This is a genomic window from Simplicispira metamorpha (assembly GCF_004341365.1).
GTDB lineage: Bacteria > Pseudomonadota > Gammaproteobacteria > Burkholderiales > Burkholderiaceae_C > Simplicispira > Simplicispira metamorpha.
In genome coordinates, this window is the sequence record NZ_SLXH01000020.1 from 52,931 (window position 1) to 78,741 (window position 25,811).

Consider the following 25,811-nt stretch of genomic DNA (forward strand, 5'->3'; position numbering starts at 1 on the left):
CTATGTCGAAAGTTTCAGTAAAAAACGCCTCAAACCTTTTCCAGGAGAGCGCTAGCAGCTATATTTTTAATAGCAATCAACGGTGGCTCAGGCGGCGCACAACCCAGTCGCCCAGGCTCTGGATGGCCTGCACGAAGAAGATCAGCACCACCACCACGGCCAGCATGATGTCGGGCAGAAAGCGCTGGTAGCCGTAGCGGATGCCCAGGTCGCCCAGACCACCGCCGCCAATGGCGCCCGCCATGGCAGAGTAGCCCGTCAGGCTGACAAAGCTGATGGTCAGGCCCGCGACGATGCCGGGCAGCGCCTCGGGCAACAGAATCTTCCAGACGATCTGGCCGGTGGTGGCGCCCATGGATTGCGCCGCCTCGACCAGGCCGTTGTCCACCTCGCGCAGCGCGGTCTCGACCAGGCGCGCAATGAAGGGCGCGGCCGCCAGCGTCAGCGGCACCACGGCGGCGCCCGTGCCGATGGACGAGCCCGTAATCAGCCGCGTGAACGGGATGATGGCCACCAGCAAGATGATGAACGGCGTAGAGCGCACGGCGTTCACGATCCAGCCCACGGTTTTGTTCAGCGGACCGTTCTCCAGCACGCCGCCCTGGTCGGTCAGGCGCAAAAACACGCCCAGCGGAATGCCAATCAGCGCCCCCACCACGCCCGAGATGCCGACCATGACGATGGTTTCCCACAGCGAGGTGGCAAACAGCTCCAGCATCATTTCCGAGAAATTTTCAAACATCGCTCAATCCTTGCTCACCACTTCTTCCACCTGCACGCCCGCAGCGCGCAAATGGGCAATCGCGGCGCGCAGCCGCTCGGCCTCGCCGCTGGCAAACACGGCCAGCGAGCCAAAGGTCTGGTTCTGTATCTCATCGACCTGGCCGTGCAGGATGCTCATGTCCACGCCAAACTCGCGCACCATGTGGGAGAGGATGGGCTGGTAAGCGCTCTCGCCCGCATATGACAGGCGCAGCAACTGGCCCGCGCCGCCCTGCAACTGGGCCGAGAGTTTGCGCACATGGGCCAGCACGCTGGCGGGCAGCTCTTGCGGCACGATCTCGTCGATCAGGCTCTTGGTGATGGCCTGCTGCGGGCGGGTGAACACCTCCAGCACGCGGCCTTGCTCGGCAATGCGGCCAGCGTCGATCACGGCCACGCGGTCGGCAATTTGCTTGATGACCTGCATCTGGTGGGTGATGAGCACCACCGTCAGGCCCATTTCCTGGTTCACCTGGCGCAGCAGGTCGAGGATGGAGCGCGTGGTTTCGGGGTCAAGCGCCGAGGTGGCCTCGTCGCTCAGCAGCACCTTGGGGTGGCTGGCCAGCGCGCGCGCAATGCCCACGCGCTGCTTTTGCCCGCCGCTGATCTGCGCCGGGTAACGGTCGGCCAGGGCGCTCAACCCCACCAGCTCCAGCAGTGGGCCTACGCGCTGGCGGATGGCGGCCTTGTCCATGCCGGCCAGCTCCAGCGGCAGCGCGGCGTTGTCAAACACCGTGCGCGAAGACAGCAGGTTGAAGTGCTGGAACACCATGCCGATGTCGCGGCGCGCGGCGCGCAGGTCGGCATCTGACAGCAGGGTCAGGTCGCGCCCGGCCACGATCACTTCGCCGCGCGTGGGCCGGTTGAGCAGGTTGATCACGCGCACCAGCGAGCTTTTGCCCGCGCCGCTGCGCCCGATGATGCCGAACACTTCGCCCGGCGTGATGTGCAGGTCGATGCCGCGCAGGGCCTCGACCGGGCCTTGTGGGCCCTGGTAAATCTGGGTGATACCCCGTAAGTCGATCATGGAAGCAAAGCGCCGCGCCCGTGCCGGTGTTGCGGGGCACCAGGCAGGCGGCGGCGCGTGAAGTTGGGCAGGGCAGTAATGTAATGCTTTGGCATAAGAGGCCAAAGCATTTCGTTATTCAGTAATAACAAACCCTGGCAAACCGCGAATTCCAAGGGTAAACCCGCAAAACCACCCCAGGGCCGTTGCCATCATGACCAAGCGTGCAGTTTGCGCGACACCAGTACGCCCAGCACCCCGACCCCCAGCGCCGCCAGGGTGAACATGGGCGCCAGCAGGCCCCGGTCCACGCTGGCGGCCATGACCAGCACGCCGCAGGACTGCCCCAGAAACAACAGGCAGGCAAACAGCGTAACCGCCGTGCCCCGGGCCTCGGGCGTCATCTGCGTGGCCTGGGTTTGCAAGGTGTTGTGCAGCATGTAAAAGCCCAGGCCCGAGGCAAAGCACCCAGCCACCGCGCCCGCTATCCAGGGCGACCAGGCCAGCGCCAGCAGACCCGCCGCCAGCAGCGTGCCGCCGGTCAGGGCCAGGCCGCGTTCGCCCAAAGCAGCCAGCCAGCGCCGCGCGAACAGGCTGTAGCACAGCCCGCCCACGCCATACAGCACCATCACCGCGCCCGCTGCCGAGGCGCTCAGGCCAAAGCCGTCGATGAGGCGGCTGGGCACAAAGGCCAGCGTGCCAAACGCGCAGGCGCCCTCAATGGCCGTGACCGTGAGCACCCAGCGCACCCGGGGCACGCGCAGCAAGGCCAGCGTTTTTTGGACATAGGAGAGCGCCGATGCCGGTGGTGCCGCAGCCTCTGTAGCTGTGGCCGCTCCAGTACCCGCAGCCGAACCGGGCGCAGGCACCGCAGCGCCCTGCCCACCGCGCAACTGGCGCAACAAACCTGCCGCTGCCAGTGCAAACAACAGCGCCAGCGCAGCAAACGCACTGCGCCAGCCCCAGTTTTGTGCCGCAAAGCCGCCAAACCACTGGCCAAACATCATCCCCGAGACGGTGGCGCCCATCAGCCGGGCCAGGGCCTCTTGGCGCTGGGCGTAGGGCACCTGGTCGCCAATCCAGGCCATGGACAGCGGGATGATGCCCGCCGCCGCCGCACCCATGGCCGCGCGCGCCAGCACCAGCAGCGTCAGGCTGGGCGCCAGCGCGGTGATGGCGCTGAACACCGCACAGCCCGAAGCCGCCGCCGCAATCACCCGCAGCTTGCCGATGCGGTCGCCCAGCGGGCCGTAGAACAGCTGCAACACGCCGTAGGCCACGGCAAACGCGGCCACCACGGCAGAGGCATCGCCCGTAGTCACCGCAAACTCCTGCGACAGCGTCACCAGCATGGGGTCGCACACACGCATGGCGGCCATGCTGGCAAAGGCCGCCAGGCCGATAGTGCGCAGCATCACGGTGTCCTGGGTCACGGCGCTGGGCATGGCGCCCCCTGCGGTGGCTGAGCCGCGCAGCGCGGCGCCCGGCAAAGGGCCTGGGGGCAGGCAGAAGGGATCGGGCACTCGGGCCGAGAGGCAAAAGAAAAGGAAAAATCCAGCACGACAGCACACAAGGCCCACCGGCAGCGGGCCGCTCCAAACAACACGGGCCGCCATGGTACGCGCGCTGCGCAGGCATTGCAGCGCCCCGGTTTTTATCAAAAAGGTGAGCTGCTAGCGCAAGCCCCGCAAGGGCTGGAAGCCGATTTGGCTCCAAATGGGCATTGCTTTGTCTGCGCAGCCCCCAACGACTGTGGCCTGCACCGCGCACCCGGCGGGGCGGGAACCATTGCCAGCGCGCCCTATCATTAGCGGATGCGCCGTGCTTTTTATCTGTGGATGGTTGTGCTGCTGGTTCTGCGTGGACTGGTGGGCAACGCCATGGCCTACGAGGCGTGGCCCGGATCGGCCCCACAGCCTATGACCAGCGCACAGCAGCAGCACCACGCCAGCGCTGGCGATCTGGCGCAGCACGGGCACCTGGCAGACGCCGGTGCCACCACCCCAGCCCACAGCGCGGGCAGCGGCGGCGAGCGGCACTCCGGCACCGCCACAGCACCAGCTGACGCCGCCCAGAACGCGGCCATCCCTGCCCACTGCACCACGCTGCCAGCCGCAGCCCACGCCACACCCGACGCCAACGCCCACGGCGATGCCGACGCCAGTTGCGACGCGGGCCACGGCCCCGCCTGCACGGCCTGCGATATTTGCTACTCGTCGGTGCTGGCCGCCGCCCTGCCTGCCAGCGCCATCGTCCCCCCGGTGGCCACAGCGCCGCCACAGCGCGACGCCTGCTTCTCCAGCGCCTGCGCGGCGCAGGACATCAAACCCCCCATCTCCTGAGCCTGCCAACGGGTGCGTGCACTGGCGTGCCGCCCCAGCGCGTGCCCCGGCACGCGCCGCCCTTGGTGTACCCGGCACCCGCCCATGCGGGCTGGGTACACGCTGCGCAGCGTTTTCAGGAGCTTTCGATGTCGTTCTTCTCCATTTTTTACCCCCGTACCGGTGCCCGGCGCGGCGCCCCCCTCGCGGCTGCGCTGGCGCTGCGGGCACCGGCCCCGTCGCCGCGCCGACCACCGCCCTGGCGGCGCCTGTCCCTGCTGGGCGCAGCCGCCGTGCTGGCGGGCTGCGCCAGTGTCTCGCCGGACGGCCTGCGCAGTGACGTGGCCGCACTCACCGCAGGCCGCACCGGGGGTGTGGACGCCGCCCTGCCAGGCACCAACCCCGCCGCCCGCGCCCAGGCGCAGCAGGCCATCGCAGGTTGGCTGGCACAGCCCCTGACGCAAGACACCGCCGTGCGCATCGCCCTGCTCAACAACCCCGGCCTGCAAGAGCGGCTGGCCGCGCTGGGCGTGGCCGATGCCGAGCGCGTGCAGGCCCTCACGCTGCCCAACCCACACCTGACCCTGGGGCGCTTTGCCAACGGCCACGAGCGCGAAATCGAACGCAGCCTGTCCTTTGGCCTGCTCGATCTCATCACCCTGCCCTGGCGCAGCGCACGGCAGGCCGAACGCCTGCACCTGGCTACGCTGCAAGCGGCGCAAGACGTGGTCACGCTGGCGGCCGACACCCGCCGCGCCTGGCTGCGCGCCGTCGCTGCCGAGCAGGTGGCGGCCACACACGAGCGCATGGTCGAAGCCGCCGAGGCCGGTGCCGAGCTGGCCCAGCGCATGGTGCGTGCGGGCAACTGGAGCCGCCTGCAACAAGCGCGCGAACAGGCCGTGCTGCACCAAGCCCGCGCCCAACTGGCCCGCGCCCGCCTGACCGCCGCCACCGAGCGCGAGCAGCTCCACCACCGCCTGGGCGTGTGGGGCGAATCGGCGCAGTACCCGTTGGCCCAGCAGCTACCGCCACTGCCCACCAGCGCCTGGAGCGCCGACGACCTCGAAGCCACCGCCCTGCGCGAGCGCCTGGACGTGCAGGCCGCACGCCGCCAGCTCGACACCCTGGCCCAGCGCCAGGGCTGGAGCCGCGCGGGCGCCGTGTGGGGCAACGTCGGTGTGGCCTATAGCCGCAACACCGCCACCGAACGCGCCAGCGGCCACCGCGACGTGCAGCGCGGCTGGGAACTGGAGCTGCCCCTGCCCCTGTTCGACTGGGGCGGCGCCGCCCGCAGCCGTTCGCAGGCCGAGGTAGAGCAAGCATCGGCCCAGTTGCAAGACACCGCCGTGCGCGCCCGCAGCGAAGTGCGCGCCGCCTGGCACACCTACCGCACCGCGCTCGACCTGGCGCGCCAGCAACAAACCGAGGTGCTGCCGCTGCGCCAATTCATCACCGAGGAAACCACCCTGCGCTACAACGGCATGCTGGCCAGCGTGTGGGAACTGCTGGCCCAGGCCCGTGCCAGCACGCAAGCCGTCGCGGATGCCATCAACGCCCAGCGCGACTTCTGGCTGGCCGATACCGACCTGCAATTGGCCCTCACGGGCACCTCGCCGGGCGCCTTGCAGGGCCTGAGCCCCGGTGCCACCGCTCCCTCCACTTCCCAAGGCCACTGACATGAACCGCCGCAACTTCTTCTCCGGCGCCGCCACGGCGGTCGCCGCCGCCTCCGTCAGCCGCGTGGCCCTGGCCGCGCTGCCCGAGCCCGCCATGCAAACCAGCGCCGATACCGCACCGCCACTGCACCCGCCCACGGGCCGCCCCTACCACCCGGTGGTCACGCTCAACGGCTGGACAGCGCCCTGGCGCATGAACGCGGGCGTGAAAGAGTTCCACCTGGTGGCCGAGCCCGTGGTGCGCGAAGTGGCGCCCGGTTTCATGGTCAACATGTGGGGCTACAACGGCCAGAGCCCCGGCCCCACCATCGAGGTGGTCGAGGGCGATCGCGTGCGCATCTTCGTCACCAACCGCCTGCCCGAGCACACCACCATCCACTGGCACGGCCAGCGCCTGCCCAATGGCATGGACGGCGTGGGCGGCCTCACCCAGCCCGCCATCCAGCCCGGCAAGACCTTCGTGTACGAGTTTGTGGCGCGCCGCCCCGGCACCTTCATGTACCACCCGCATGCCGACGAGATGGTGCAGATGGCCATGGGCATGATGGGGCTGTGGATCACCCACCCCAAAGGCAGCCACCCGCACATCGCCAAGGTGCAGCGCGACTACGCCTTTTTACTCAACGCGTTTGATGTGGAGCCCGGCAGCATGACGCCCCAAGTCAACACCATGCTGGAGCACAACATCTGGTGCTGGAACAGCCGGGTGTTTCCGGCCATCAGCCCGCTGGTGGCCCGCCAAGGCGAGCGCGTGCGCATCCGCGTGGGCAACCTCACCATGACCAACCACCCCATCCACCTCCACGGCCACGAGTTCGAGGTGACCGGCACCGATGGCGGCCCCGTGCCGCCCAGCGCACGCTGGCCCGAAGTAACCACCGACGTGGCCGTGGGCCAGATGCGGCAGGTCGATTTCATTGCCGACGAGCCCGGCGACTGGGCCCTGCACTGCCACAAAAGCCACCACACCATGGGCGCCATGGGGCACAGCGTGCCCACCATGGTGGGCGTTGGGCAGGCGGATCTGGTCAGCAAAATCCAGAAAATCGTCCCCGATTACATGGCAATGGGCGAGCACGGCATGGCAGAGATGGGTGCCATGGAAATGCCCCTGCCCGACAACACCCACCCCATGATGACCGGCACCGGCCCCTTCGGGCCGCTGGAAATGGGCGGCATGTTCACCACGCTCAAAGTGCGCGCCAACCAGCCTGCGGGCGACTACAGCGATCCGGGCCACTTCAACCAGCCACCGGGTACGCGCGCCTACGAGTGGCAAGGTGCCCCGGCCAACACCCCGCGCCCCGCACGGGCAGACGCACCGGGCACCGCACCCGGCGCCGCCCATGCGCGCAAGCCCTCTGCTGGCGCTCACCCACACTGAATACACCCCCGCGAGAAGCCCCCATGAAAACTATTAAATTGATAGCTGCTTGCGCTTTACTGGCAAGCGCCGGAGCCACTTTTGGCCATGAAAACTCACCCCACCATGCTGCCAGTACCGCCATGCCCCCAGAGCAAAAAGACTGGGGCATTGCGGGCGACGTCCAGGCCGTAAGCCGCACCATCACCGTCCGCATGGGTGACAACATGCGCTTTACCCCCGGCCACATCGAGGTACAGGAGGGCGACACCGTGCGCCTGCGTGCCGAGAACCAAGGCAAGGTGCTGCACGAGATGGTGCTGGGCACCAGGGCTGAACTCGACCAGCATGCACAAATGATGCAAAAATTTCCTGGCATGGAGCACGATGCACCCTACATGGCCCATGTGCGCGCGGGCCAGCGCGGCGACATCGTCTGGCAATTCAACCGACCCGGCACCTTTGACTTTGCCTGCCTGATTGCCGGTCACTACCAGGCGGGCATGACCGGCACTATCACCGTCGTGCCGCGCAGCCGCTGATGGGCAGGCCGCAGCCACCACTTCCATTCACTGCAACGAAGGAAAACGCCATGTACCACCCCACTGTGTCACTGGCCACTTTGGCCACAACCCGCACCCCCACCCTGCGCCGGCGCCAATGGCTGGCCACCCTGCCTGTGCTGGGCGCAGCCCTGGTCGCCCCGCGCCTGGTGTACGCAGCCGCCAGCACCCCCATCGAGGTCTGGAAAGACCCCAGCTGCGGCTGCTGCCACGACTGGATAGAGCACATGCAGGCCAACGGCTTTGATTTCACCATCCACGACAGCGGCAACACTGCCGTGCGCACCCGCCTGGGCCTGCCGCAAAAGCTCGGCTCCTGCCACACTGCCTTGGTGGGCGGCTACCTGATCGAAGGCCATGTGCCCGCCAGCGACGTGCGCGCACTGCTCCAGCAAAAGCCCCAGGCACTGGGACTGGCCGTACCCGGCATGCCAGTGGGATCGCCCGGCATGGACGGCCCGGCCTACGGCAACCGCCGTGATCCGTACGACGTGCTGCTGGTGGCCCGAGATGGCAGCACCCGCATCTTCAAGCGCTACCACCAGAAAGCATCGGCATGAAAGCACTCGCTCAATCCATCGCCACCGTGCTGCTCTGGGGCGCACTGGGCTCTGCCCTGGCGCAGCCTGCCGCGCCAGCAGACGGCCACGACAGCCACCACAGCGCCGCACCTGGCGCAGCGGCCCCGCAAAGTGCCCCCGCCAGCACCCAGACAGACCCCAGTGACCTGAGCGAAGGCGAAATCACCCGCTGGGACCCGCGCACGCTCAAGGTCACACTGCGCCACCGGGAGATCAAAAACCTGGGCATGCCACCCATGACCATGGTGTTTCGTGTACCGGATGCGGGCATGGTGGGTGGCCTGCAACCGGGCGCCAAGGTGCTTTTCCGGGCCGAACAGGTCAACGGCGCCTATGTGCTGACGCGCCTGCAAGCAGCGCCATAGCACAGCGCAGTGCGCGCCACCATAATCGCGCGCCATGAACACACCTCCCAACGCCAGCGATGCTGGCAGCATCACCCGCGTGGCCGGCATTGAAGTGGGCCATTTCACTGACACGCGCCGCCCCACGGGCTGCACCGCCATCCTGGCGCGCCAGGGCGCCGTGGCGGGTGTGGATGTGCGCGGCGCCGCCCCCGGCACGCGCGAAACCGATCTGCTGCACCCCAGCAACCTGGTCGAGCAGGTGCATGCCATCGTGCTCTCGGGGGGCAGCGCCTGGGGGCTGGATGCGGCCAGCGGCGCCATGCGCTGGCTGGAAGAGCATGGCGTGGGCCTGGACGTGGGCATAGGGCGCGTGCCCATCGTGCCCGCCGCCGTGCTGTTCGACCTGCCGGTGGGCGACATGCGCATCCGCCCCGATGCAGCAGCAGGCTACGCGGCCTGTGCTGCCGCATCCGGGGCCGACCCCGCCGAGGGCAATGTGGGCGCAGGCACCGGCGCCAGCGTGGGCAAGCTGTTTGGCATGGCCCGCGCCATGAAGGGCGGCGTGGGTACGGCATCGGTCACGGTCGCTGGCATCACGGTGGGGGCGCTGATTGCCTGCAACGCCGTGGGCGATGTGATCGACCCTGACACCGCGCAGGTGCTGGCCGGTGCGCGCACCCCGGACGGGCGGCAGCTGCTGGGCAGCCGCAGCGCCCTGCTGCGCGGTGCGCTGCCGCACACCATCCTGCCCGGCACCAACACCACGATTGGCGTGGTGGCCACGGATGCCATCCTGAGCAAAACGCAAGCGCACCGCCTGGCCGTGGCCGCGCACGATGGCCTGGCGCGCAGCATCAACCCGGTACACACCCAACTCGACGGCGACACGCTGTTTGCGCTGGGAACAGGGGCCTCGGGCCAGCGCCCCGACATGCTGCTGCTGTGCGCCCTGGCCGCCGAAGCCACGGCCCGCGCCACCGTGCGCGCGGTGCGGGCAGCGCGCAGCATCACCACCGCTGAGGGCTTGCACCTGCCCTGCGCTGCGGCGCTGGCCGCTGGCCTGGACTGAGCTGGACTGGGTGGGGTAGCGCCCGGTCAGCGCGCTGGCAGGATGCGCAGCGCGCCCTCGGCACTCAAGCGGTCGCGCATACGCCGTGTCATGGATTGCGTGCTGCCGTCGGGGGCGGTGAACAAAAACAGCGTGCCCTGAGGACTGGCCCAGGTCAGCTGCGTGCGCACCCGGCGCCGGTTGCTGACCAGCTCCACCCAGACGCCAACAGCAAAGCCATCGTCGGCAGAGGCTGCGGGCGCTGGCAGGTCATCGAGCACGATGTCCAGCTCGGCTGAAGCATTCAGGGCCATATTGGGGGCGGCTGCAGCGGGCAGGGTGGCCGGTGCAGCGGGTGCCTCAGGCACCTCCAGCGCCCGCTGGTGCAGGCCCTGCAACAACGAGACAAAGGCACTGATTTCTGCCTCCGGATAGGCAATGCTGCGCATGCCTTCTTCCAGCGTGGCCCGCATGCCGGGCAGCGCCTGCGCCAGACGCTCCCGGTCGGCGCTCTCCATGCCGCTCTGGACGCTCCAGAACAGCAGTGGCACCAAGGCCAGATAGCCATGCGGGTCGCCCTCTGCGCCCTGCGGGTCTTGCAGTTGCGCCTGGGCTACCACATCGGCCCAGGGGCCAGTGGCAAAGTCCATGATCTCCACGGGCACCTGACCCACCTCGGCAGACAGGCCACGGATATTGGCCGCCACTTGCTGCGCCAGCTGTTGGCGCCTTTGCGCCCGTGCCGCAGCACGCGCTTGCGCCGCACGCTGCTCCTGCTGTGCTTGCTGTTTCTGCTGCTGCACGGCCCAGGCCGCCTCCAACGCCTTGAGCACGGACTCGAACGGAGCAGCGCTGGTGATCTCCATGCCCGACAGGTGGGCCACGGCCTGGTCCGTCAAGCGCATGAAGCCGCTAAAGCCTGGGGCATCGACAGAATCAAACGCCATGCTGCGCTGGGTCAACTCATCAAGCAGGCGACGAGCAGGGTGCTGCTCGTCGCTGAAAAACTGTGCATCGCAACGCACCAATTGGGCAATGGCTGGGCCAAGACCTTGCACCGCCTGCTGCACTGGCGGCAGCAGGCGCGTGTCCTGGGCAATGTTTTGCATCATGCGCGCCACCACATCCACCGCCATCGCCTGGGGGTCGGGTGCCTGGGTAGGCGCGACGGCGTACGCAGTGCGCGACACGCCCTGCCCCAGCCGGTCAACAAGGCTGCCCTGCTGGCTGTACGACAGGCGATCGACCAACCGCTCCAGTTCAGCCATGTCTTGCAGGGCCGCCACCGATGCAGAGGCAGAAACATCTGCCTCGGGCAGCCTGCGCGGATCGGACGCCCGTGCCCAGGCGGAACGCGCTCCTCCGGGCGACAGGGCCACTGCGCCGCTGTGGGCGCCGCCGCCCAGCACCGATTCATAAGGGTCGCCGATGCCGCCCAGCATCTGGCGCAGAATGCCCACCGTGAGCAAGGCTTCCTGGGCTTGCTCTGCCAGCGGTACCGCAGCACTCCAGCCGGGCTCCTGTCCATACCCGCCGTACAGGCTGGCACCCGCCCCTGGCGCTGTGGAAAACGAACTGGCAGCGCCACCCTGGCCACCGCGCACGGTGGCACCCAAACCACCCCCAGACGCTACGCCGTAGCCCACGGGGACAATACCGTGCTCGCTCAGGTCTTTGGCGGCACGCTGGTACACCGCCACCAATTGCTGGCCCAGCAGCTGGCGCATGTGCAGCATCCAGGCCTCGCGCACCGGCGCAGGCACACCCGTTTCAGCCACCACCCGTTGCAGGGCGCGGATGTAGTTTTCTGGCCGCAAGGGGTTGCGCTCAGGTTGCACACGCCGCAGCCCTTGGGCGGCACTGACCAAACCGTTGAGTTCAGCCAGCACGGCATCGGTGGCATGCAGCGCCTGCTGCTGTGCACGCGACAGCTCTACCTGGGCTTGCACCTCGGCATCGTCCACCAGCGACAGCTCGCCAAAGTCCATGCCCGAAGGATCGGATGGGCGGGATTTGGCCGTCTCTGGCCCTTCGGCAAAGATTTCGAGCAAGGCCATGGGATAGGCCTTGACCATGGCCGCCTCATGCGCGTGCAGCAAGCGCAGTGCGTCGCTGGCCAGATTGCGCTGCTGGATGTCGCGCGTGCCCGACTCCTGTGCAGTCAGGGCGCTGCGCGTGACCTCCAGCAGCTTTGCCATGAGCGCCTCGCCCTCGCGCACGGCGTTGACGACGCAGGCCCTGAAAACCGCTCGGGTGCGGGACTCAGACTGTGACATGGCAAAGCAATCCCGGTGAATGGATGCAACAGAACAGGCTTACTTGAGCGCCTTGAAACGCATGCGGTGGGGACGTGCGCCCTCATCGCCGAGGCGCTTTTTCTTGTCGGCTTCGTACTCTTGGTAGTTGCCGTCAAAGAACGTCCACTGGCTGTCGCCTTCAGCGGCCAGGATGTGCGTGGCGATGCGGTCGAGGAACCAGCGGTCATGGCTGATGACCAGCACGCTGCCCGCAAACTCCAGCAGCGCGTCTTCCAAAGCCCGCAGAGTTTCCACATCCAGGTCGTTGGAGGGCTCGTCCAGCAGCAGCACGTTGCCGCCCGCAATCAGGGTTTTGGCCAGATGCAGGCGCCCACGCTCACCACCCGAGAGCATGCCCACCTTCTTTTGCTGGTCAGCACCGTTGAAGTTGAAGCGCCCGCAGTAGGCGCGGCTGGCCATCTGGAACTTGCCCACGTTGAGGATGTCCAGACCGCCCGAGACATCTTCCCAGACGGTTTTCTCGTTGGCCAGCACATCGCGGTGCTGATCGACAAAGGCCATGTTGACGGTCGAGCCGACCACCACCGTGCCGCTGTCGGGCTGTTCTTTGCCGGCCAGCAGCTTGAACAGCGTCGATTTACCCGCGCCGTTGGGGCCGATGATGCCGACGATGGCACCGGGCGGCACAGTGAAGCTGAGGTTGTCAATCAGCAGCCGATCGCCAAACGACTTGCTGACGTTGTGGAATTCGAATACCTGTTGGCCCAGGCGATCGGCCACAGGAATGAAAATTTCCTGCGTCTCGTTGCGCTTTTGGTATTCCATGTCGCTCAGCTCTTCAAAGCGAGCCAGGCGCGATTTGCTCTTGGCCTGGCGTGCCTTGGGGTTCTGGCGCGACCATTCCAGTTCTTTTTTCAGTGCCTTGGCGTGGGCTTCTTCGCTCTTTTGCTCTTGCGCCAGGCGATCGCCCTTTTGCTCCAGCCAGGTGCTGTAGTTGCCCTTCCATGGAATGCCACGGCCCCGGTCCATTTCCAGAATCCATTCCGCCGCGTTGTCGAGGAAGTAGCGATCGTGGGTGATGGCCACCACGGTGCCAGGAAAGCGTTGCAAAAACTGCTCCAGCCAATCCACTGACTCGGCATCCAAGTGGTTGGTGGGCTCATCGAGCAACAGCATATCGGGCTTGGACAGCAGCAGGCGGCACAGTGCCACGCGGCGCTTTTCACCGCCCGAGAGCATGCCGATCTTGGCGTCCCACGGCGGCAGGCGCAACGCGTCGGCGGCAATTTCAAGCTGGTGCTCGGAGTCAGTTCCGGCGGTGGCGATGATGGCTTCGAGCTCGGCCTGCTCGGCAGCCAGGGCATCAAAGTCAGCGTCCTCGGCACCGTAAGCGATATAGACCTCTTCCAGTCGGGCCTTGGCGGCAAACACCGCGCCCATCGATTCTTCCACCGACTCGCGCACCGTGTGCTCATCGTTGAGCCTGGGTTCTTGCTCCAGGTAACCGATGGTCAATCCGGGCATGGGCAGCGCTTCGCCCTCGAATTCCTTGTCGACACCGGCCATGATCTTGAGCAACGTGGACTTGCCCGAGCCATTGAGACCCAGCACGCCAATTTTGGCGCCCGGAAAAAACGAGAGCGAAATGTCCTTCAAGAGCTGGCGCTTGGGGGGCACCGTCTTGCTGACGCGGTTCATGGAGTAAACGTATTGGGCCATCTGTAGTAGTCACACCTGCAAAAAAAGGCAGAGGATTCTGCGAACAAACCGCGATTATCGGCTCATGCGACAATATCCGTCGTTGCGCACTCCAGTTGTGCGCAACATCAGCAGTCTGCTGGGGACGACGCAAGCAATTGCCGGCTCCCACCCTTGAACCTTATCAGCCTAACACTGGCTCGGCAGCTCTCAGGTTGCCACGACAGGCCGATACCCGGCGCCCGGATGGGCGCGTCTTTTACATGACATTTGACGATCTGAATCTGGCTCCGGCCATCATGAAGGCTGTGCGTGAGCAGGGCTACGAAACCCCTACGCCCATCCAGGCGCAGGCCATTCCTGCGGTGCTGGCCGGGCAAGACCTGCTGGCAGGCGCACAAACCGGCACCGGCAAAACAGCGGCTTTCACGCTGCCCATGCTGCACCGCCTGTCGCTGGAAGCAGCGCCCAAAAGCAAATTTGGCGGCAAAGGCGTGCGCGCCCTGGTGCTGACGCCCACGCGCGAACTGGCCGCACAGGTCGAAGAGTCCGTGCGCCAGTACGGCAAGTACCTCGACCTGAACTCCACTGTGGTGTTCGGCGGTGTGGGCATGAACCCGCAAATCGACCGCATCAAGCGCGGCGTGGACGTGCTGGTGGCCACGCCAGGCCGTCTGCTGGACTTGCAGCAACAAGGTTTTCTGGACTTGTCCACCGTGCAGATGCTGGTGCTCGATGAGGCCGACCGCATGCTGGACATGGGCTTCATCCACGACGTCAAGAAAATCCTGGCGCTGGTGCCCAAAGATAAGCAAAGCCTGCTGTTCTCGGCCACCTTCAGCGATGAAATCCGCGAACTGGCCGGCACACTGCTCAAAGACCCGCAAAGCATTCAGGTGACGCCGCGCAACACCACCGTGCAGCGCATCTCGCAGGTGATTCACCCGGTGGGCCGGGGCAAGAAAAAGCAGGCGCTGCTGCACATCATCCAGGAGCACAACTGGAGCCAGGTGCTGGTGTTCACACGCACCAAGTTCGGCGCCAACAACGTGGCCGAGTTTCTGACCAAGAACGGCGTGCAGGCCATGGCACTGCACGGCAACAAGAGCCAAAGCGCACGCACGCAAGCGCTGGCGGGCTTCAAGAGCGGCGACATCCGCGCCCTGGTGGCCACCGACATTGCCGCACGCGGCATCGACATCGACGAGCTGCCCCACGTCGTCAACTACGAAATCCCCAACGTCTCCGAAGACTATGTTCACCGCATTGGTCGCACAGGCCGCGCGGGCAACAGCGGCGAAGCCGTGAGCCTGGTCTGTATGGACGAAGAAGGCTTCATGATGGACATCGAGCGCTTTACCAAGCAGCAGATTCCCGTGCAGATCATTGAAGGCTTTGGCCCCGAAGAAGGCGAAAAGGCCGAACCCATTGCCATGGGTCGCCAAACCATTTGGGGCGGCGCGGGCAAGCCCCCCAGCCGTGACGTGATGCAGGCCGCAGCCAAGGCCGCGCGCGGCGAGATGATGGAACGCATGCGCGCTGGCAAGGCACCCCAGGGCGATCGTGGCGGCAAACCCGCTGCTGGCAATGGTGGCGGTGGTGGCCAACGCAGTGCAGGCGGCGGCGGTGGCCGCAGCGCCCCGCGCGGCGCGGCACCTGCTGGTGGTGCTGGCCGCGGCCCAGGTGGCCCAGGCCAGGGGCCAGCACGCGGACGCTCGGGTGGTGGTGGCGGCGGCGGACGTTTCAGCGACGCCCAACCCCCCCGCGAAAACGCCCATCTCGGAACGCATGGCGGCCACAGCATGCCATCGAGCCGGGGCTCGGGCCCCTCGGGCCAGCCAGACCCCATGCGCACCAGCGTAGATAGCATGCTGGAGCGCGGTCGCCGTGGCGGCGGTGGCGGCTTCCGCAGCGGCGGTGGCGGCTATGGTGGCGGCGGTGGTGGACGCGGCGGCCCACGCGGTGGCAGCGGCGGCGCTGGCGGCGGCCCACGCGGCGGCTCGTTCAACCGCTGACAAACCACAGGCTGCGCAGCATGGCCCACCGCGCCCATGCTGTGCCAGCCCTGTACGCCAGCGCAGGCCCAGCGCGTCGGCCACAGCCAAAAATACCAAGCAAAAACGGCTTCAAAGGCGCGTGCAGCCTGCGCTATCAGCTATTAATCTAATAGCAAAAACTGCCTTCAACCGCATCGGCGGCCGCAGGCCATAGATGCTGCCAACGGGGTAACATTGCCCGCCCCACTGCCCAGCACCCTGCTGGCGGCATGTGGTGAATACAGGTTGACACACCATGACCATGTACCCGCACTCTGGCGTCTTGCCCCCCCAACACGCAAACACCCCTGGCTTGCGCAGCGCATCCCATGGCGTTTGCCGCGCACTGCCCACCCTGCTGGCCACGGCCCTGCTGGCCGCATGCAGCACCACACCGCTGCCACCCTGGCCTTCCGTCAGAAAAGTGCCGCCGCCCAAGCCGCCGCAAGCCGTGGTCGTGCCCGCCCCCCTGGGGCAGCCCCTGGCAGTGCCGCCTGCTACAGCACCCTCACCAGCCCTGCCTGCCGGACAGCCCGCAGCGCTGGGCAACGTGCTGGACAACGCCGCCGTCGCCGCCCGTTTTCCCGACCCGGCGGTGCGCTACCACACACCGGGCCTGGCAGCGCAGCGCTCTGCCTTCACCACCAACGCTGAACTGGCCCAGTGGCTGCGCGACCTGGCCGCTGGCCCCCTGCCAGCGGGCACGCAGGCGGCCTTGCTGGCGCTGGGCCCCTCGCAGGGCGCAGAACCCATCCACGCCCTGGTGCTCACGCGCGCACCCGGCACAGATCCCAACAGCCTGGCAGAAAGCCAGCGCCCCACCGTGCTGCTGATAGGCCAGCAACACGGCGACGAGCCTGCGGGCAGCGAGGCCCTGCTGGTCATGGCCCAAGAACTGCTGCGCGGGCCACTGGCGCCTTTGCTGGAGCGCATCAACGTCATTCTGGTGCCACGCGCCAACCCCGATGGCGCGCAGGCCGGTACGCGCAACACCGCCAACGGCATCGATCTGAACCGCGACCACCTGCTGCTGCGCACCCCCGAGGCCCGCGCCCTGGCCGCGCTGGTGCGCGACTACCGCCCGCTGCTGGTGCTCGATGCCCATGAATACCCCGCCGCAGGCGACTACCTGGAAAAACTCAACGCCCTGCCCCGATACGACGCTCTGCTGCAATACGCCACCACGGCCAACATGCCAGAGTTCGTGACCAAAGCAGCACAAGAGTGGTACCACGAGCCGATGGTCAAGGCGCTACAGGCACAAGGGCTCAGCAGCGATTGGTACCACACCCCCGCTACCTCGCCTGCGGGGGCCCTGCGCATGGCCATGGGCAGGGCCCTGCCCGACAACGCCCGCAATGCCAATGGCCTGAAAAATGCCGTCAGCCTGGTGGTGGCCACACGCGGCATCAGCCTGGGCCATCGCCATATCCAGCGCCGCGTACACACCCACGTCACCGCGCTAACCAACGCCCTGCGCAGCACCGCCGAACGCGCTGACAAGCTCGAACAGGTGCGCGAGTTTGTCGATCGCGACACCACCGCCCTGGCCTGCCACGGCCAGGTAGTGCTTGAAGCGGGCCCCACGCCACTGGATCGCAACACCACCGCCCTGGACCCCAACACCGGCGCCGATCGCACGCTGGCCGTGCCCTGGGACTCCGCACTGCAACTGCGCACGCTGCAATCGCGCCCGCGCCCCTGCGGCTACTGGCTGGCCCCCAGCGCCACCATGGCCGTAGAGCGGCTTACGCTGCTGGGACTGCAAGTGCTGCGCGTGGCCGAGCCCGGCGGGGTGCTGGTGGACAGCTTCCGCGCCGCCGATGCCGCAGCGTCCACGCAACCCGACGCGCGAGCAGCCATCACCCTGGTGCGCAGCGCCATCGACGTGCCCGCAGGCAGCTTCTATGTGCCCCTGAACCAGCCGCTGGCCCACCTGGCCGTGGCCGCGCTGGAGCCCGGCACACCGGTCAGCTACACCAGCCACGGACTGATCGAGTCGCTCTCGGACACCGCACGCGTCATGTCCACACCATCGCTGATCTTTGAAGAGATGGAGTAAGCCCCACCCAGCGCGCCCACGGCAGGCGCACGGGGCCGGCAAACCCGGAAATCACCTTATTTTTGAAGCAAAAACGGCCCGCAATGCTTGCGGGCCGTGCGCTTTCAGCTACGCATTCGATAGCAAAAAAGGCCAGGGCTTTCTGGCCTGACCGTGCTTACGCTGCCACGCAATCGGCGTAGTAGCGCACCACGCCATCGGTGCCCTCCACCTCCACCAGGCCGTGGATGTCGGTTTCAAAACCGGGGCAGATTTTGGCGAAATCGCGCGCAAACTTCAGGTAATCGACAATTTTCTTGTTGAACACCTCGCCCGGAATCAACAGCGGAATGCCCGGTGGGTACGGCGTCACCAGCCCCACAGTGATGCGCCCTTCCAGGTGGTCGATTTCCACGCGCTCGGTGGTGCGGTGGGCAATGTGGGCGTAGGCGTCCGAGGGCTTCATGGCCGGCTTCAAGTCCGAGAGGTACATCTCGGTGGTCAGGCGGGCAATGTCGTGCTTGGCGTACATCTCATGGACGTGCTGGCACAGGTCGCGCAGGCCCATGCGCTCATAGACTTTGTGCTGCTGGCAGAACTCGGGAAGGATGCGCCACATGGGCTGGTTCTTCTCGTAATCGTCCTTGAACTGTTGCAGCGCCGTCAGCATGGTGTTCCAGCGGCCCTTGGTGATGCCGATGGTGAACATGATGAAGAACGAGTACAGGCCGGTTTTTTCCACCACCACGCCGTGCTCGGCCAGGTACTTGGTGACGATGCTGGCCGGAATGCCGGTCTTGTCGAACGCGCCATCCAGGTTCAGGCCCGGCGTGACGATGGTGGACTTGATCGGGTCCAGCATGTTGAAGCCATCGGCCAGCGGGCCAAAGCCGTGCCACTTGCTGGCGCTCTTTTTGCCTTTGCCCTTGCCATCGCTGCGGATGATCCAGTCTTCGGCGCGGCCAATGCCCTCCTCGACCAGCTTGTCCGGGCCCCAGACCTTGAACCACCAGTCGTCCTTGCCAAACTCCTCTTCGATCTGGCGCATGGCACGGCGAAAGTCCAGCGCCTCCAGGATCGACTCTTCTACCAGCGCAGTGCCACCTGGTGGCTCCATCATGGCAGCGGCCACATCGCAGCTGGCAATGATGCTGTACTGCGGGCTGGTTGAGGTGTGCATCAGGTACGCCTCGTTGAACAGGTGGCGGTCGAGCTTGGTGCTCTGCGAGTCTTGCACCAACACATGGCTGGCCTGGCTGATACCGGCCAGCAGCTTGTGGATGGACTGGGTGGCGTACACCACCGAATGCTGTGGCCGCGCACGCTTTTTGCCCATGGCGTGGTAGGCGCCATAGAACGGATGGAAGGCCGCGTGCGGCAACCAGGCCTCGTCAAAGTGCAGGTTGTCCACGTAGCCATCGAGCATCTGCTTGATGGTCTCGGTGTTGTAGAGCACGCCGTCGTAGGTGGACTGCGTGAGCGTGAGCACGCGCGGCTTGACGGTGGTGGCATCCACACCCTGGAGCAAGGGGTTGGCGCGGATTTTTTCCTGGATGGTTTCGGGTTCGAACTCGCTCTGCGGAATCGGGCCAATGATGCCGAAATGGTTGCGCGTAGGCTTCAAAAACACCGGCACCGCGCCCGTCATGATGATGGCGTGCAGGATGGACTTGTGGCAGTTGCGGTCCACCACCACCACGTCACCCGGCGCCACGGTGTGGTGCCAGACGATCTTGTTCGATGTGCTGGTGCCGTTGGTCACGAAGAAGCAGTGGTCGGCATTGAAGATGCGCGCGGCGTTGCGTTCCGATTCACCAATGGCGCCGTTGTGGTCGAGCAGCTGGCCCAGCTCTTCGACCGCGTTGCACACGTCGGCGCGCAGCATGTTTTCGCCGTAGAACTGGTGGTACATCTGGCCCACGGGGCTTTTCAGGAAAGCCACGCCGCCCGAGTGGCCGGGGCAGTGCCAGCTGTACGAGCCGTCTTCCGCGTAGTCCAGCAGCGCCTTGAAGAACGGTGGCTGCACGCCCTCCAGGTAACTCTTGGCCTCGCGGATGATGTGCTTGGCCACGAACTCGGGCGTGTCCTCAAACATGTGGATGAAGCCGTGCAGCTCACGCAGGATGTCGTTGGGCAGGTGGCGGCTGGTTTTGGTTTCGCCGTAGATGTAGATGGGCACATCGGCGTTCTTGCGGCGCACCTCGCCAATGAAGCTGCGCAGGCTGTGCACGATGGGGTCTTGGCCCGCGCCCAGCGTGAATTCCTCGTCGTCAATCGACAGAATAAAAGCGCTGGCACGGCTTTGCTGCTGCGCAAACTGGCTCAGGTCGCCGTAGCTGGTAACGCCCAGCACCTCGAAGCCTTCGGCCTCAATCGCCTGCGCCAGCGCACGAATGCCCAGACCCGACGTATTCTCGGAACGATAGTCTTCATCGATGATGATGATGGGAAAGCGAAATTTCATGTGCAGCCTCTGTAAAGCCGTACCGTGCCCGGCCAAAAAACAAAATAGGCGCGAAGTGTAAGTAATAAGTATGTCGCTCTCTTGAAGCACATTCGATATGACCCAGAATGGGCGCTCTTGAGACCCATACACAGCGAGGTGCTTCTGATGGATGAATCCACTCTCTGGTGGCTGCTGACCGGCGCGGCCGTCGCCGTCGAACTGCTGACCGGGACTTTTTACCTGCTCATGCTGGCCGTAGGACTGGCCGCCGGGGCGGCTGCCGCCCATGCCGGGCTGGGGTTGGCGGCGCAATTGATCGCTGCCTCCGTGGTGGGCGGCGGTGCCGTGGTGGCGTGCTACTACTTTCGCAAAAAAGGCCCCGGCGCCCCTTCAGCCCGGGCCGACCGCAACGTCAACCTGGATGTGGGCGAAACCGTGTCCATAGACCAATGGAATGCCGATGGCACCGCCAGCGTCAAATACCGGGGCGCGCAGTGGACGGCCATTCACCGCCCCGGCACGGTGCCGCGCACCGGCCCGCACCGCGTGGCCGAACTGGTGGGCAGCCGGCTGCTGGTCGATCCGCTCTGACGCCAGCGCCCATACCCTATCACCCAGTCCCGGCACCTACCCGTGTCCCACCCGTTCCCCTCCCCACAGCAGAAAGGCTTGTCATGGAAGTAGCCATCGTCATCTTCGTCATTGCGGCAATCTTCATTGCGCGCTCGGTCAAGGTTGTGCCGCAACAGAACGCCTGGGTCAAAGAGCGCCTGGGCAAATACGCCGGCACCCTGACACCGGGGCTAAATTTTCTGGTGCCTTTTATCGACCGCGTGGCCTACAAGCACAGCCTGAAAGAAATTCCGCTCGATGTGCCCAGCCAGATCTGCATCACGCGCGACAACACGCAGCTGCAAGTCGATGGCATCCTGTACTTTCAGGTCACCGACCCAATGCGCGCCAGCTACGGCTCATCCAACTACATCATGGCCGTGACGCAACTGGCCCAGACCAGCCTGCGCAGCGTGATCGGCAAGCTCGAACTCGACAAAACCTTTGAAGAGCGCGACATCATCAACGCCCAGGTGGTGCAAGCCATTGACGAGGCGGCGCTGAACTGGGGCGTGAAAGTGCTGCGCTACGAAATCAAGGATTTGACGCCGCCCACCGAAATTTTGCGGGCCATGCAGGCGCAAATCACCGCCGAACGTGAAAAGCGCGCCCTGATCGCGGCCTCTGAAGGCCGCCGCCAGGAGCAGATCAACATCGCCACCGGCGAGCGCGAGGCCTTCATTGCCCGATCCGAGGGCGAAAAACAGGCCGCCATCAACAACGCCCAAGGCGAGGCCGCTGCCATCCTGACGGTGGCATCCGCCTCTGCCCAGGCCATCGAGCGCGTAGCCGCCGCCATACGCCAGCCCGGCGGAGAGCAGGCCGTGCAGCTCAAGGTGGCAGAAAAAGCCGTCGAGGCCTACGGCAAGGTGGCCCAGGATGCCACCACCACCCTGATCGTTCCCAGCAACATGACCGAGGTATCGGCGCTGATTGGCTCGGCCATGAAGATGGTGCAGACCCAGAAGTCCACGTAAGTGCGGGTTTTCATGTTTTCTTGCCGAGAGGCCGGAAAACGCCAAAGTCATGGCTATAATCGAGGGCTTCGGAGAGGTGGATGAGCGGTTTAAGTCGCACGCCTGGAAAGCGTGTGTGGGCTAATCCCCACCGCGGGTTCGAATCCCGCCCTCTCCGCCAGTAGATAGAACAAAGCCCGCCAACTAAGACCAGTTGGCGGGCTTTTTCATTGGTGCATGGCGTGGCTATAGTCCAAGATAGGCCAGCCTCGGGCATATACAGCCACCGCAAAACCGGGGAACATATCGGGGAACAAACCAACCCCGACCGGGGCACAACGTCCCGGCCCCCCCCGCCATGCTGACAGACACCGACTGCAAAAACGCCACTTGCCCACCAGACCGCAAGCGCGCGCGCCTGACCGACGCCGGGGGGCTGTACCTGGAAACCAGCCCAAACGGTTCTAAGCGCTGGTTTGCCAAGCTGTACGCCAACGGCAAAGAAACCCGCCTTGCCTTGGGAAGCTATCCCGCCGTGAGTCTGAAAGAGGCCCGCATGGCACGCGATGCCGCAAAGCAGCAAAAAGCAAGCGGCATCAACCCGGTGCAAGCGCGCAAGGTGGAAAAGCTCAAGGCCATCATTCCGGGCACCGATACCTTTGAGGCCACCGCACGGGAATGGATAGAGCTGCACCGCCCCCGCTGGAGTGACGCCCACCACGCCCGCGAGCTGCGCAACCTGGAGAAAGATTTGCTACCCTACATTGGAAGCCGCCCGGTGCGAGAGATTGAGCCCGTAGAGCTGTTGGCGGTGGTGCGTCGGGTAGAAGATCGCGGCGCACTGGTGGCAGCAAGTCGGGTGCTATCGACCGCGCGCAGTGTTTTCCTCTACGCCGTAGCCACGGCACGGGCGAGCCGCGAAATCACGGGCGACCTGAAGCGGGCATTGAAGCCGCACACGAAAAAGAACCTCCCCGCCATCGTGACCCCGGCAGAGCTGGCAGGGTTGCTGCGCGCCAGCGATGGCTACAAGGGCGGCCCCGTGGTGCGCGCCGCGCTGGCAATGGCGCCGATTTTGTTTCAGCGCCCCGGCAACCTTCGCACCATGCGATGGCAGGACGTTGATTTACAGGCCCGGCTGTGGCACATCCCCAGCGAGGACATGAAACGCACCAAGGAAGGCAAGATCAACGGACAACCCCACGTAGTGCCGCTGCCCACCCAGGCCGTGGCCATCCTCAAGGCCCTGCACCACCTGACCGGCGGGGGCACCTACGTTTTCCCCGGCCTGCGTAATCCCAAGGCCCCTATGTCCGAAGCCGGTGTATCGGCGGCCCTAAACGCCATGGGCTACAAGGACGTTCACACTTGGCACGGGTACCGCGCCACAGGCCGCACGCTGATTCGGCAGGTGCTGAAGTACCAGAAGGACGTGATAGAAGCCCAGCTTGCCCACGTAGGGCAGATTACCCACGGCGGCGCCTACGACCGCGCAACCCACCTGGAAGAACGCACGGTGATGGTGCAGGAATGGGCTGACTACTTGGACAAGCTGCGCACGGGCGCGGACATTATTCCGCTGGTACAGAAAGCTGCGTAGGCCCGGCGCCGCCCAGGTGCGGCACAATGACCACCAACACGCCTAGCCATCGGCTGATCCCCGATGGTGAACCCCGGACACCCCCTGACCGGCTGGCGTGTTTTCTCATTTCAGGGGGTGATACAGGGGGGCGCGGTGGATTTTCAAATCATGAGCGAGTGGGATGCCATGCGAATAGCGGACGTTCTGACAATCGCGGAAGCCGCCTGCTGCATTGTGGGTATACCTACAACCAGGCTGGGGCACAACACGACGATTGGCCCATATTTGTCACAGGAACCATGGGAGAGGGACAACGGCCAAGATGAGTGCCACGGTGTTTTCCACCGTGTAGTGGAAGCGCTGCGCAACTCTGTTAAGGCTGGAAAACTGCCAGCAATGAAGATTTACCAGGGTGAATATCATCACATCAGAATGGTGGGCGATGCGTCCGAAGGCTGCTGGGAGCCTGTTGGGGACATTGACGCATGGGCAACCTTGATTGACGTGGACGTGCTCAAAAGCTGGCTGGAGTCTCGCAATCTGCGCCCTGCATTTTTCTTCCCACCAGACGCCAGCGCCAGCGGTGAGCCCGACTACCTCAACCCCAACCACCCGCGCTACTCGCCAAAGCTGGCCGCTGCTGTGCGGGCATGGCAGGCCACGGAAGATGAAAACTTGCTGCGCGGCAAAAATCCAGCGACGGCAATGATTGAGTGGCTGGAAACTCGATACAAAGAATTCGGCTTGGTTCACCGGCAGGACAACAGCAAGTCAGGCTACAAAACCGGCGACCGAAATGGCGGCGCAATCAAGCAAGCGGCACAGGTGGCCAACTGGATGCCAGATGGCGGCGCCCCCAAGTCGGTTGCAAATGTGAACCCACCCACCCCCAAGGCATAACCTACCCACCCCCACTGAAACCCGCATGGCTATTGGCTTTGCGGGTTTTTTCATGGCCGCGCTGGCGCTGTTTCAGGAGCCAACCTACCCACCCCGACCCGGTTTGAGGGGGGGCGGTTTTCTGTTTGGGGGGGTAGGTTTTCTGCATCCTACCCACCTATTCACCACCCTAATTGCCCGGAAAACTTGCCCCCATTGCAACTACGAACAAGGGGGGCCAAGTGGCCATTTTGAGAATCGATGCGGTGCTGAACGAAACCGGCGACCGCTCCAAGACCAGTATTTACAACCGGGTGAAGGAAGGCGTTTTCACCAAGCCGGTGCCCATCGGCCAGCGCATCACCGGCTGGCCTGACTACGAGGTGAAAACCATCGTGGCAGCGCAGATTGCAGGCCAGACGCCAGAGCAGATTCGCGGCCTGGTGGACAGCTTGCACGCCCAGCGCGCCGAGCGCTTCAAGGTGCTGGCCCAGGCCGCAGCGTAAGGGGGCACTGACCATGCACCACACCCCCATCTACGCCCATCCCGACGGCCACCAGATCATCGTGGGCCAGGGCCTGCTGACCGCCTGCACCGCCGAGGGCATTGCCTTGTCCATGCCCATCGGCCCCGATGGCCTGGCCGCTTTGGGCGCTGCGCTGCTGGAACACGCGACCACCGCGGCCCAGGAAGAGAGCGAGCGCGCTGGCGCTGCTTTGGGCACCGACCTGGCGCGTGAACTGTTCGCGTTGCGTGGCCGCCCCCAGGCCGAGACGTTCCGCGCTGTACGCGAGGCCCTGCGCACCCTGACCAAACTGGAGCACCCCGACAGCGCTGCCGGTGGCTTTGCCGTTGCCATCGTCAACCTGCTGGAGCTTGGCACCGCGAACCTGCCCCGGTGCGATGAAGGGGCCGACAAATGAAAATGCCCCGTCCCACAAAAAATGCAGAACAGGGCACAGCCGGGCAAGGCGCAGCCATCGTACCGGATACCGCCAGCGCCAGCAAGACGCCAGGCTGTGCCATCGGCACCACCATGCTGGCGCTGGTTGACGCCCTCAACACCGCCGTGCTGCGCGCCTGGTGCGCTTCGCCTTCGGCGTGGAGCCGTGGCACAATCCGCCTCAAGCCGAAAGGCCCGGTGTGTCGTAACACCTTTGGACAAGCGGTTGCAGCCCCCACCGACAAGCGGGGTTTTGTCATGCTCAAATTCTTGGAGCTGGTGCGCCTGCACTGGCCCCGCATGGTTTATGGGCATGGTGGGGGCTATCCGCAAGGACGCCCGCACGGCTTGTCCCGTGTTACGAACCACCATGCCCACCCGTTGCCCTTCGTAAGGCAGCGCGTGGTTCTCAAGTCTCGACAAGGAGCACCAACCATGCACCACACCACCGTGGCCAGCGCCAGCGCGCGCACGCCTGCCACCCTGCCCACCACGGGCAATACCCCCACCCTCGATACCGTCGCCCTGCACTTTGAGGCCGTCAACGCCTGTGCCATGGCGCGCTGGTACGCCGCCCGCCACCAACACGCCGCCGCTGCCCGCAAGAGCGTCCAAGCCCTGACCGCACTGCGCCGCCTGGCCGCGTTTGAGCGCGCGGAGGCAGCAGCATGAGCAGCACCACCTTCAAGAGC

At 65.5% G+C, this 25,811-nt stretch carries 22 protein-coding genes and 1 tRNA gene; 17 read left to right on the top strand and 6 right to left on the bottom strand.

Annotation, left to right across the window (positions count from 1 at the left end; translation table 11 throughout):
- Positions 1–76: 76 nt before the first annotated feature.
- The 3 genes from EV674_RS11570 to EV674_RS11580 all read right to left on the bottom strand — a co-directional run bounded on the left by EV674_RS11570 (position 77) and on the right by EV674_RS11580 (position 3,183).
- Positions 77–742, bottom strand: coding sequence for a methionine ABC transporter permease (locus EV674_RS11570; protein WP_119013442.1), 666 nt, complete (start codon positions 740–742; stop codon positions 77–79).
- A 3-nt stretch (positions 743–745) separates the two neighbouring features.
- The gene (locus EV674_RS11575) at positions 746–1,789 is read right to left on the bottom strand and encodes a methionine ABC transporter ATP-binding protein (RefSeq protein ID WP_119013441.1); all 1,044 of its coding nucleotides are present in this window, start codon (positions 1,787–1,789) and stop codon (positions 746–748) included.
- 191 nt (positions 1,790–1,980) lie between these two features.
- Positions 1,981–3,183: an MFS transporter gene (locus EV674_RS11580; protein ID WP_119013477.1), complete on the bottom strand. Its 1,203-nt coding sequence runs from the start codon at positions 3,181–3,183 to the stop codon at positions 1,981–1,983.
- Positions 3,184–3,612: 429 nt separating this feature from the next.
- On the opposite strand from EV674_RS11580, the gene EV674_RS11585 reads away from it, so the two are divergent.
- The 7 genes from EV674_RS11585 (at position 3,613) to EV674_RS11615 (ending at position 9,688) form a co-directional block, all read left to right on the top strand.
- Positions 3,613–4,110, top strand: coding sequence for a hypothetical protein (locus EV674_RS11585; RefSeq protein ID WP_165887093.1), 498 nt, complete (start codon positions 3,613–3,615; stop codon positions 4,108–4,110).
- A 128-nt stretch (positions 4,111–4,238) separates the two neighbouring features.
- The gene (locus tag EV674_RS11590; RefSeq protein WP_119013439.1) at positions 4,239–5,765 is read left to right on the top strand and encodes a TolC family protein; all 1,527 of its coding nucleotides are present in this window, start codon (positions 4,239–4,241) and stop codon (positions 5,763–5,765) included.
- A 1-nt stretch (position 5,766) separates the two neighbouring features.
- Positions 5,767–7,149 (top strand): multicopper oxidase family protein, encoded by a 1,383-nt coding sequence (locus EV674_RS11595; RefSeq protein WP_119013438.1) that lies wholly within the window; start codon positions 5,767–5,769, stop codon positions 7,147–7,149.
- Positions 7,150–7,172: 23 nt separating this feature from the next.
- On the top strand, positions 7,173–7,670 hold the full coding sequence (locus EV674_RS11600; protein WP_119013437.1) for a cupredoxin domain-containing protein: 498 nt from the start codon (positions 7,173–7,175) through the stop codon (positions 7,668–7,670).
- A gap of 50 nt (positions 7,671–7,720) precedes the next feature.
- Positions 7,721–8,251 (top strand): DUF411 domain-containing protein, encoded by a 531-nt coding sequence (locus EV674_RS11605; RefSeq protein ID WP_119013436.1) that lies wholly within the window; start codon positions 7,721–7,723, stop codon positions 8,249–8,251.
- Positions 8,248–8,637 carry a copper-binding protein gene (locus EV674_RS11610; RefSeq protein WP_119013435.1) on the top strand — a complete coding sequence of 130 codons (390 nt, stop codon included), beginning with the start codon at positions 8,248–8,250 and terminating at the stop codon, positions 8,635–8,637. Before EV674_RS11605 ends, EV674_RS11610 begins: the two co-directional genes overlap by 4 nt.
- A gap of 34 nt (positions 8,638–8,671) precedes the next feature.
- Positions 8,672–9,688, top strand: coding sequence for a P1 family peptidase (locus EV674_RS11615; protein ID WP_119013434.1), 1,017 nt, complete (start codon positions 8,672–8,674; stop codon positions 9,686–9,688).
- Between the two features lie 26 nt (positions 9,689–9,714).
- Here EV674_RS11615 and EV674_RS11620 read toward each other — a convergent pair whose 3' ends face one another.
- Together EV674_RS11620 and ettA are read right to left on the bottom strand one after the other, a co-directional pair.
- On the bottom strand, positions 9,715–11,943 hold the full coding sequence (locus EV674_RS11620) for a DUF1631 family protein (protein ID WP_119013433.1): 2,229 nt from the start codon (positions 11,941–11,943) through the stop codon (positions 9,715–9,717).
- A 39-nt stretch (positions 11,944–11,982) separates the two neighbouring features.
- A complete protein-coding gene (gene ettA, locus EV674_RS11625; protein ID WP_119013432.1) occupies positions 11,983–13,644 on the bottom strand; it encodes an energy-dependent translational throttle protein EttA in 1,662 nt (553 codons plus the stop codon).
- Between the two features lie 242 nt (positions 13,645–13,886).
- Between ettA and EV674_RS11630 the strand changes: the two genes are divergently transcribed.
- Both EV674_RS11630 and EV674_RS11635 read left to right on the top strand, forming a co-directional pair.
- A complete protein-coding gene (locus tag EV674_RS11630) occupies positions 13,887–15,638 on the top strand; it encodes a DEAD/DEAH box helicase (protein ID WP_119013431.1) in 1,752 nt (583 codons plus the stop codon).
- A gap of 283 nt (positions 15,639–15,921) precedes the next feature.
- Complete coding sequence (locus tag EV674_RS11635) at positions 15,922–17,721, top strand: M14 family zinc carboxypeptidase (protein ID WP_119013476.1); 1,800 nt, start codon at positions 15,922–15,924, stop codon at positions 17,719–17,721.
- Between the two features lie 157 nt (positions 17,722–17,878).
- On the opposite strand, the gene EV674_RS11640 is transcribed toward EV674_RS11635, so the two are convergent.
- Positions 17,879–20,164 (bottom strand): arginine/lysine/ornithine decarboxylase, encoded by a 2,286-nt coding sequence (locus EV674_RS11640; RefSeq protein ID WP_119013430.1) that lies wholly within the window; start codon positions 20,162–20,164, stop codon positions 17,879–17,881.
- Between the two features lie 147 nt (positions 20,165–20,311).
- On the opposite strand from EV674_RS11640, the gene EV674_RS11645 reads away from it, so the two are divergent.
- The 8 genes from EV674_RS11645 to EV674_RS11680 all read left to right on the top strand — a co-directional run bounded on the left by EV674_RS11645 (position 20,312) and on the right by EV674_RS11680 (position 25,791).
- Positions 20,312–20,737 carry an NfeD family protein gene (locus tag EV674_RS11645; protein WP_119013429.1) on the top strand — a complete coding sequence of 142 codons (426 nt, stop codon included), beginning with the start codon at positions 20,312–20,314 and terminating at the stop codon, positions 20,735–20,737.
- 83 nt (positions 20,738–20,820) lie between these two features.
- The gene (locus EV674_RS11650) at positions 20,821–21,735 is read left to right on the top strand and encodes an SPFH domain-containing protein (protein ID WP_119013428.1); all 915 of its coding nucleotides are present in this window, start codon (positions 20,821–20,823) and stop codon (positions 21,733–21,735) included.
- A 70-nt stretch (positions 21,736–21,805) separates the two neighbouring features.
- A tRNA-Ser gene (locus EV674_RS11655) sits at positions 21,806–21,895 on the top strand.
- A gap of 177 nt (positions 21,896–22,072) precedes the next feature.
- A complete protein-coding gene (locus EV674_RS11660; protein WP_119013427.1) occupies positions 22,073–23,314 on the top strand; it encodes a tyrosine-type recombinase/integrase in 1,242 nt (413 codons plus the stop codon).
- A 150-nt stretch (positions 23,315–23,464) separates the two neighbouring features.
- Positions 23,465–24,196 carry a hypothetical protein gene (locus EV674_RS11665; protein ID WP_132750436.1) on the top strand — a complete coding sequence of 244 codons (732 nt, stop codon included), beginning with the start codon at positions 23,465–23,467 and terminating at the stop codon, positions 24,194–24,196.
- Positions 24,197–24,417: 221 nt separating this feature from the next.
- A complete protein-coding gene (locus EV674_RS11670) occupies positions 24,418–24,681 on the top strand; it encodes a helix-turn-helix transcriptional regulator (protein ID WP_119013425.1) in 264 nt (87 codons plus the stop codon).
- Between the two features lie 13 nt (positions 24,682–24,694).
- On the top strand, positions 24,695–25,099 hold the full coding sequence (locus tag EV674_RS11675; RefSeq protein ID WP_132750437.1) for a hypothetical protein: 405 nt from the start codon (positions 24,695–24,697) through the stop codon (positions 25,097–25,099).
- A gap of 2 nt (positions 25,100–25,101) precedes the next feature.
- Positions 25,102–25,791 carry a hypothetical protein gene (locus EV674_RS11680; RefSeq protein ID WP_132750438.1) on the top strand — a complete coding sequence of 230 codons (690 nt, stop codon included), beginning with the start codon at positions 25,102–25,104 and terminating at the stop codon, positions 25,789–25,791.
- Positions 25,792–25,811: the final 20 nt, after the last annotated feature.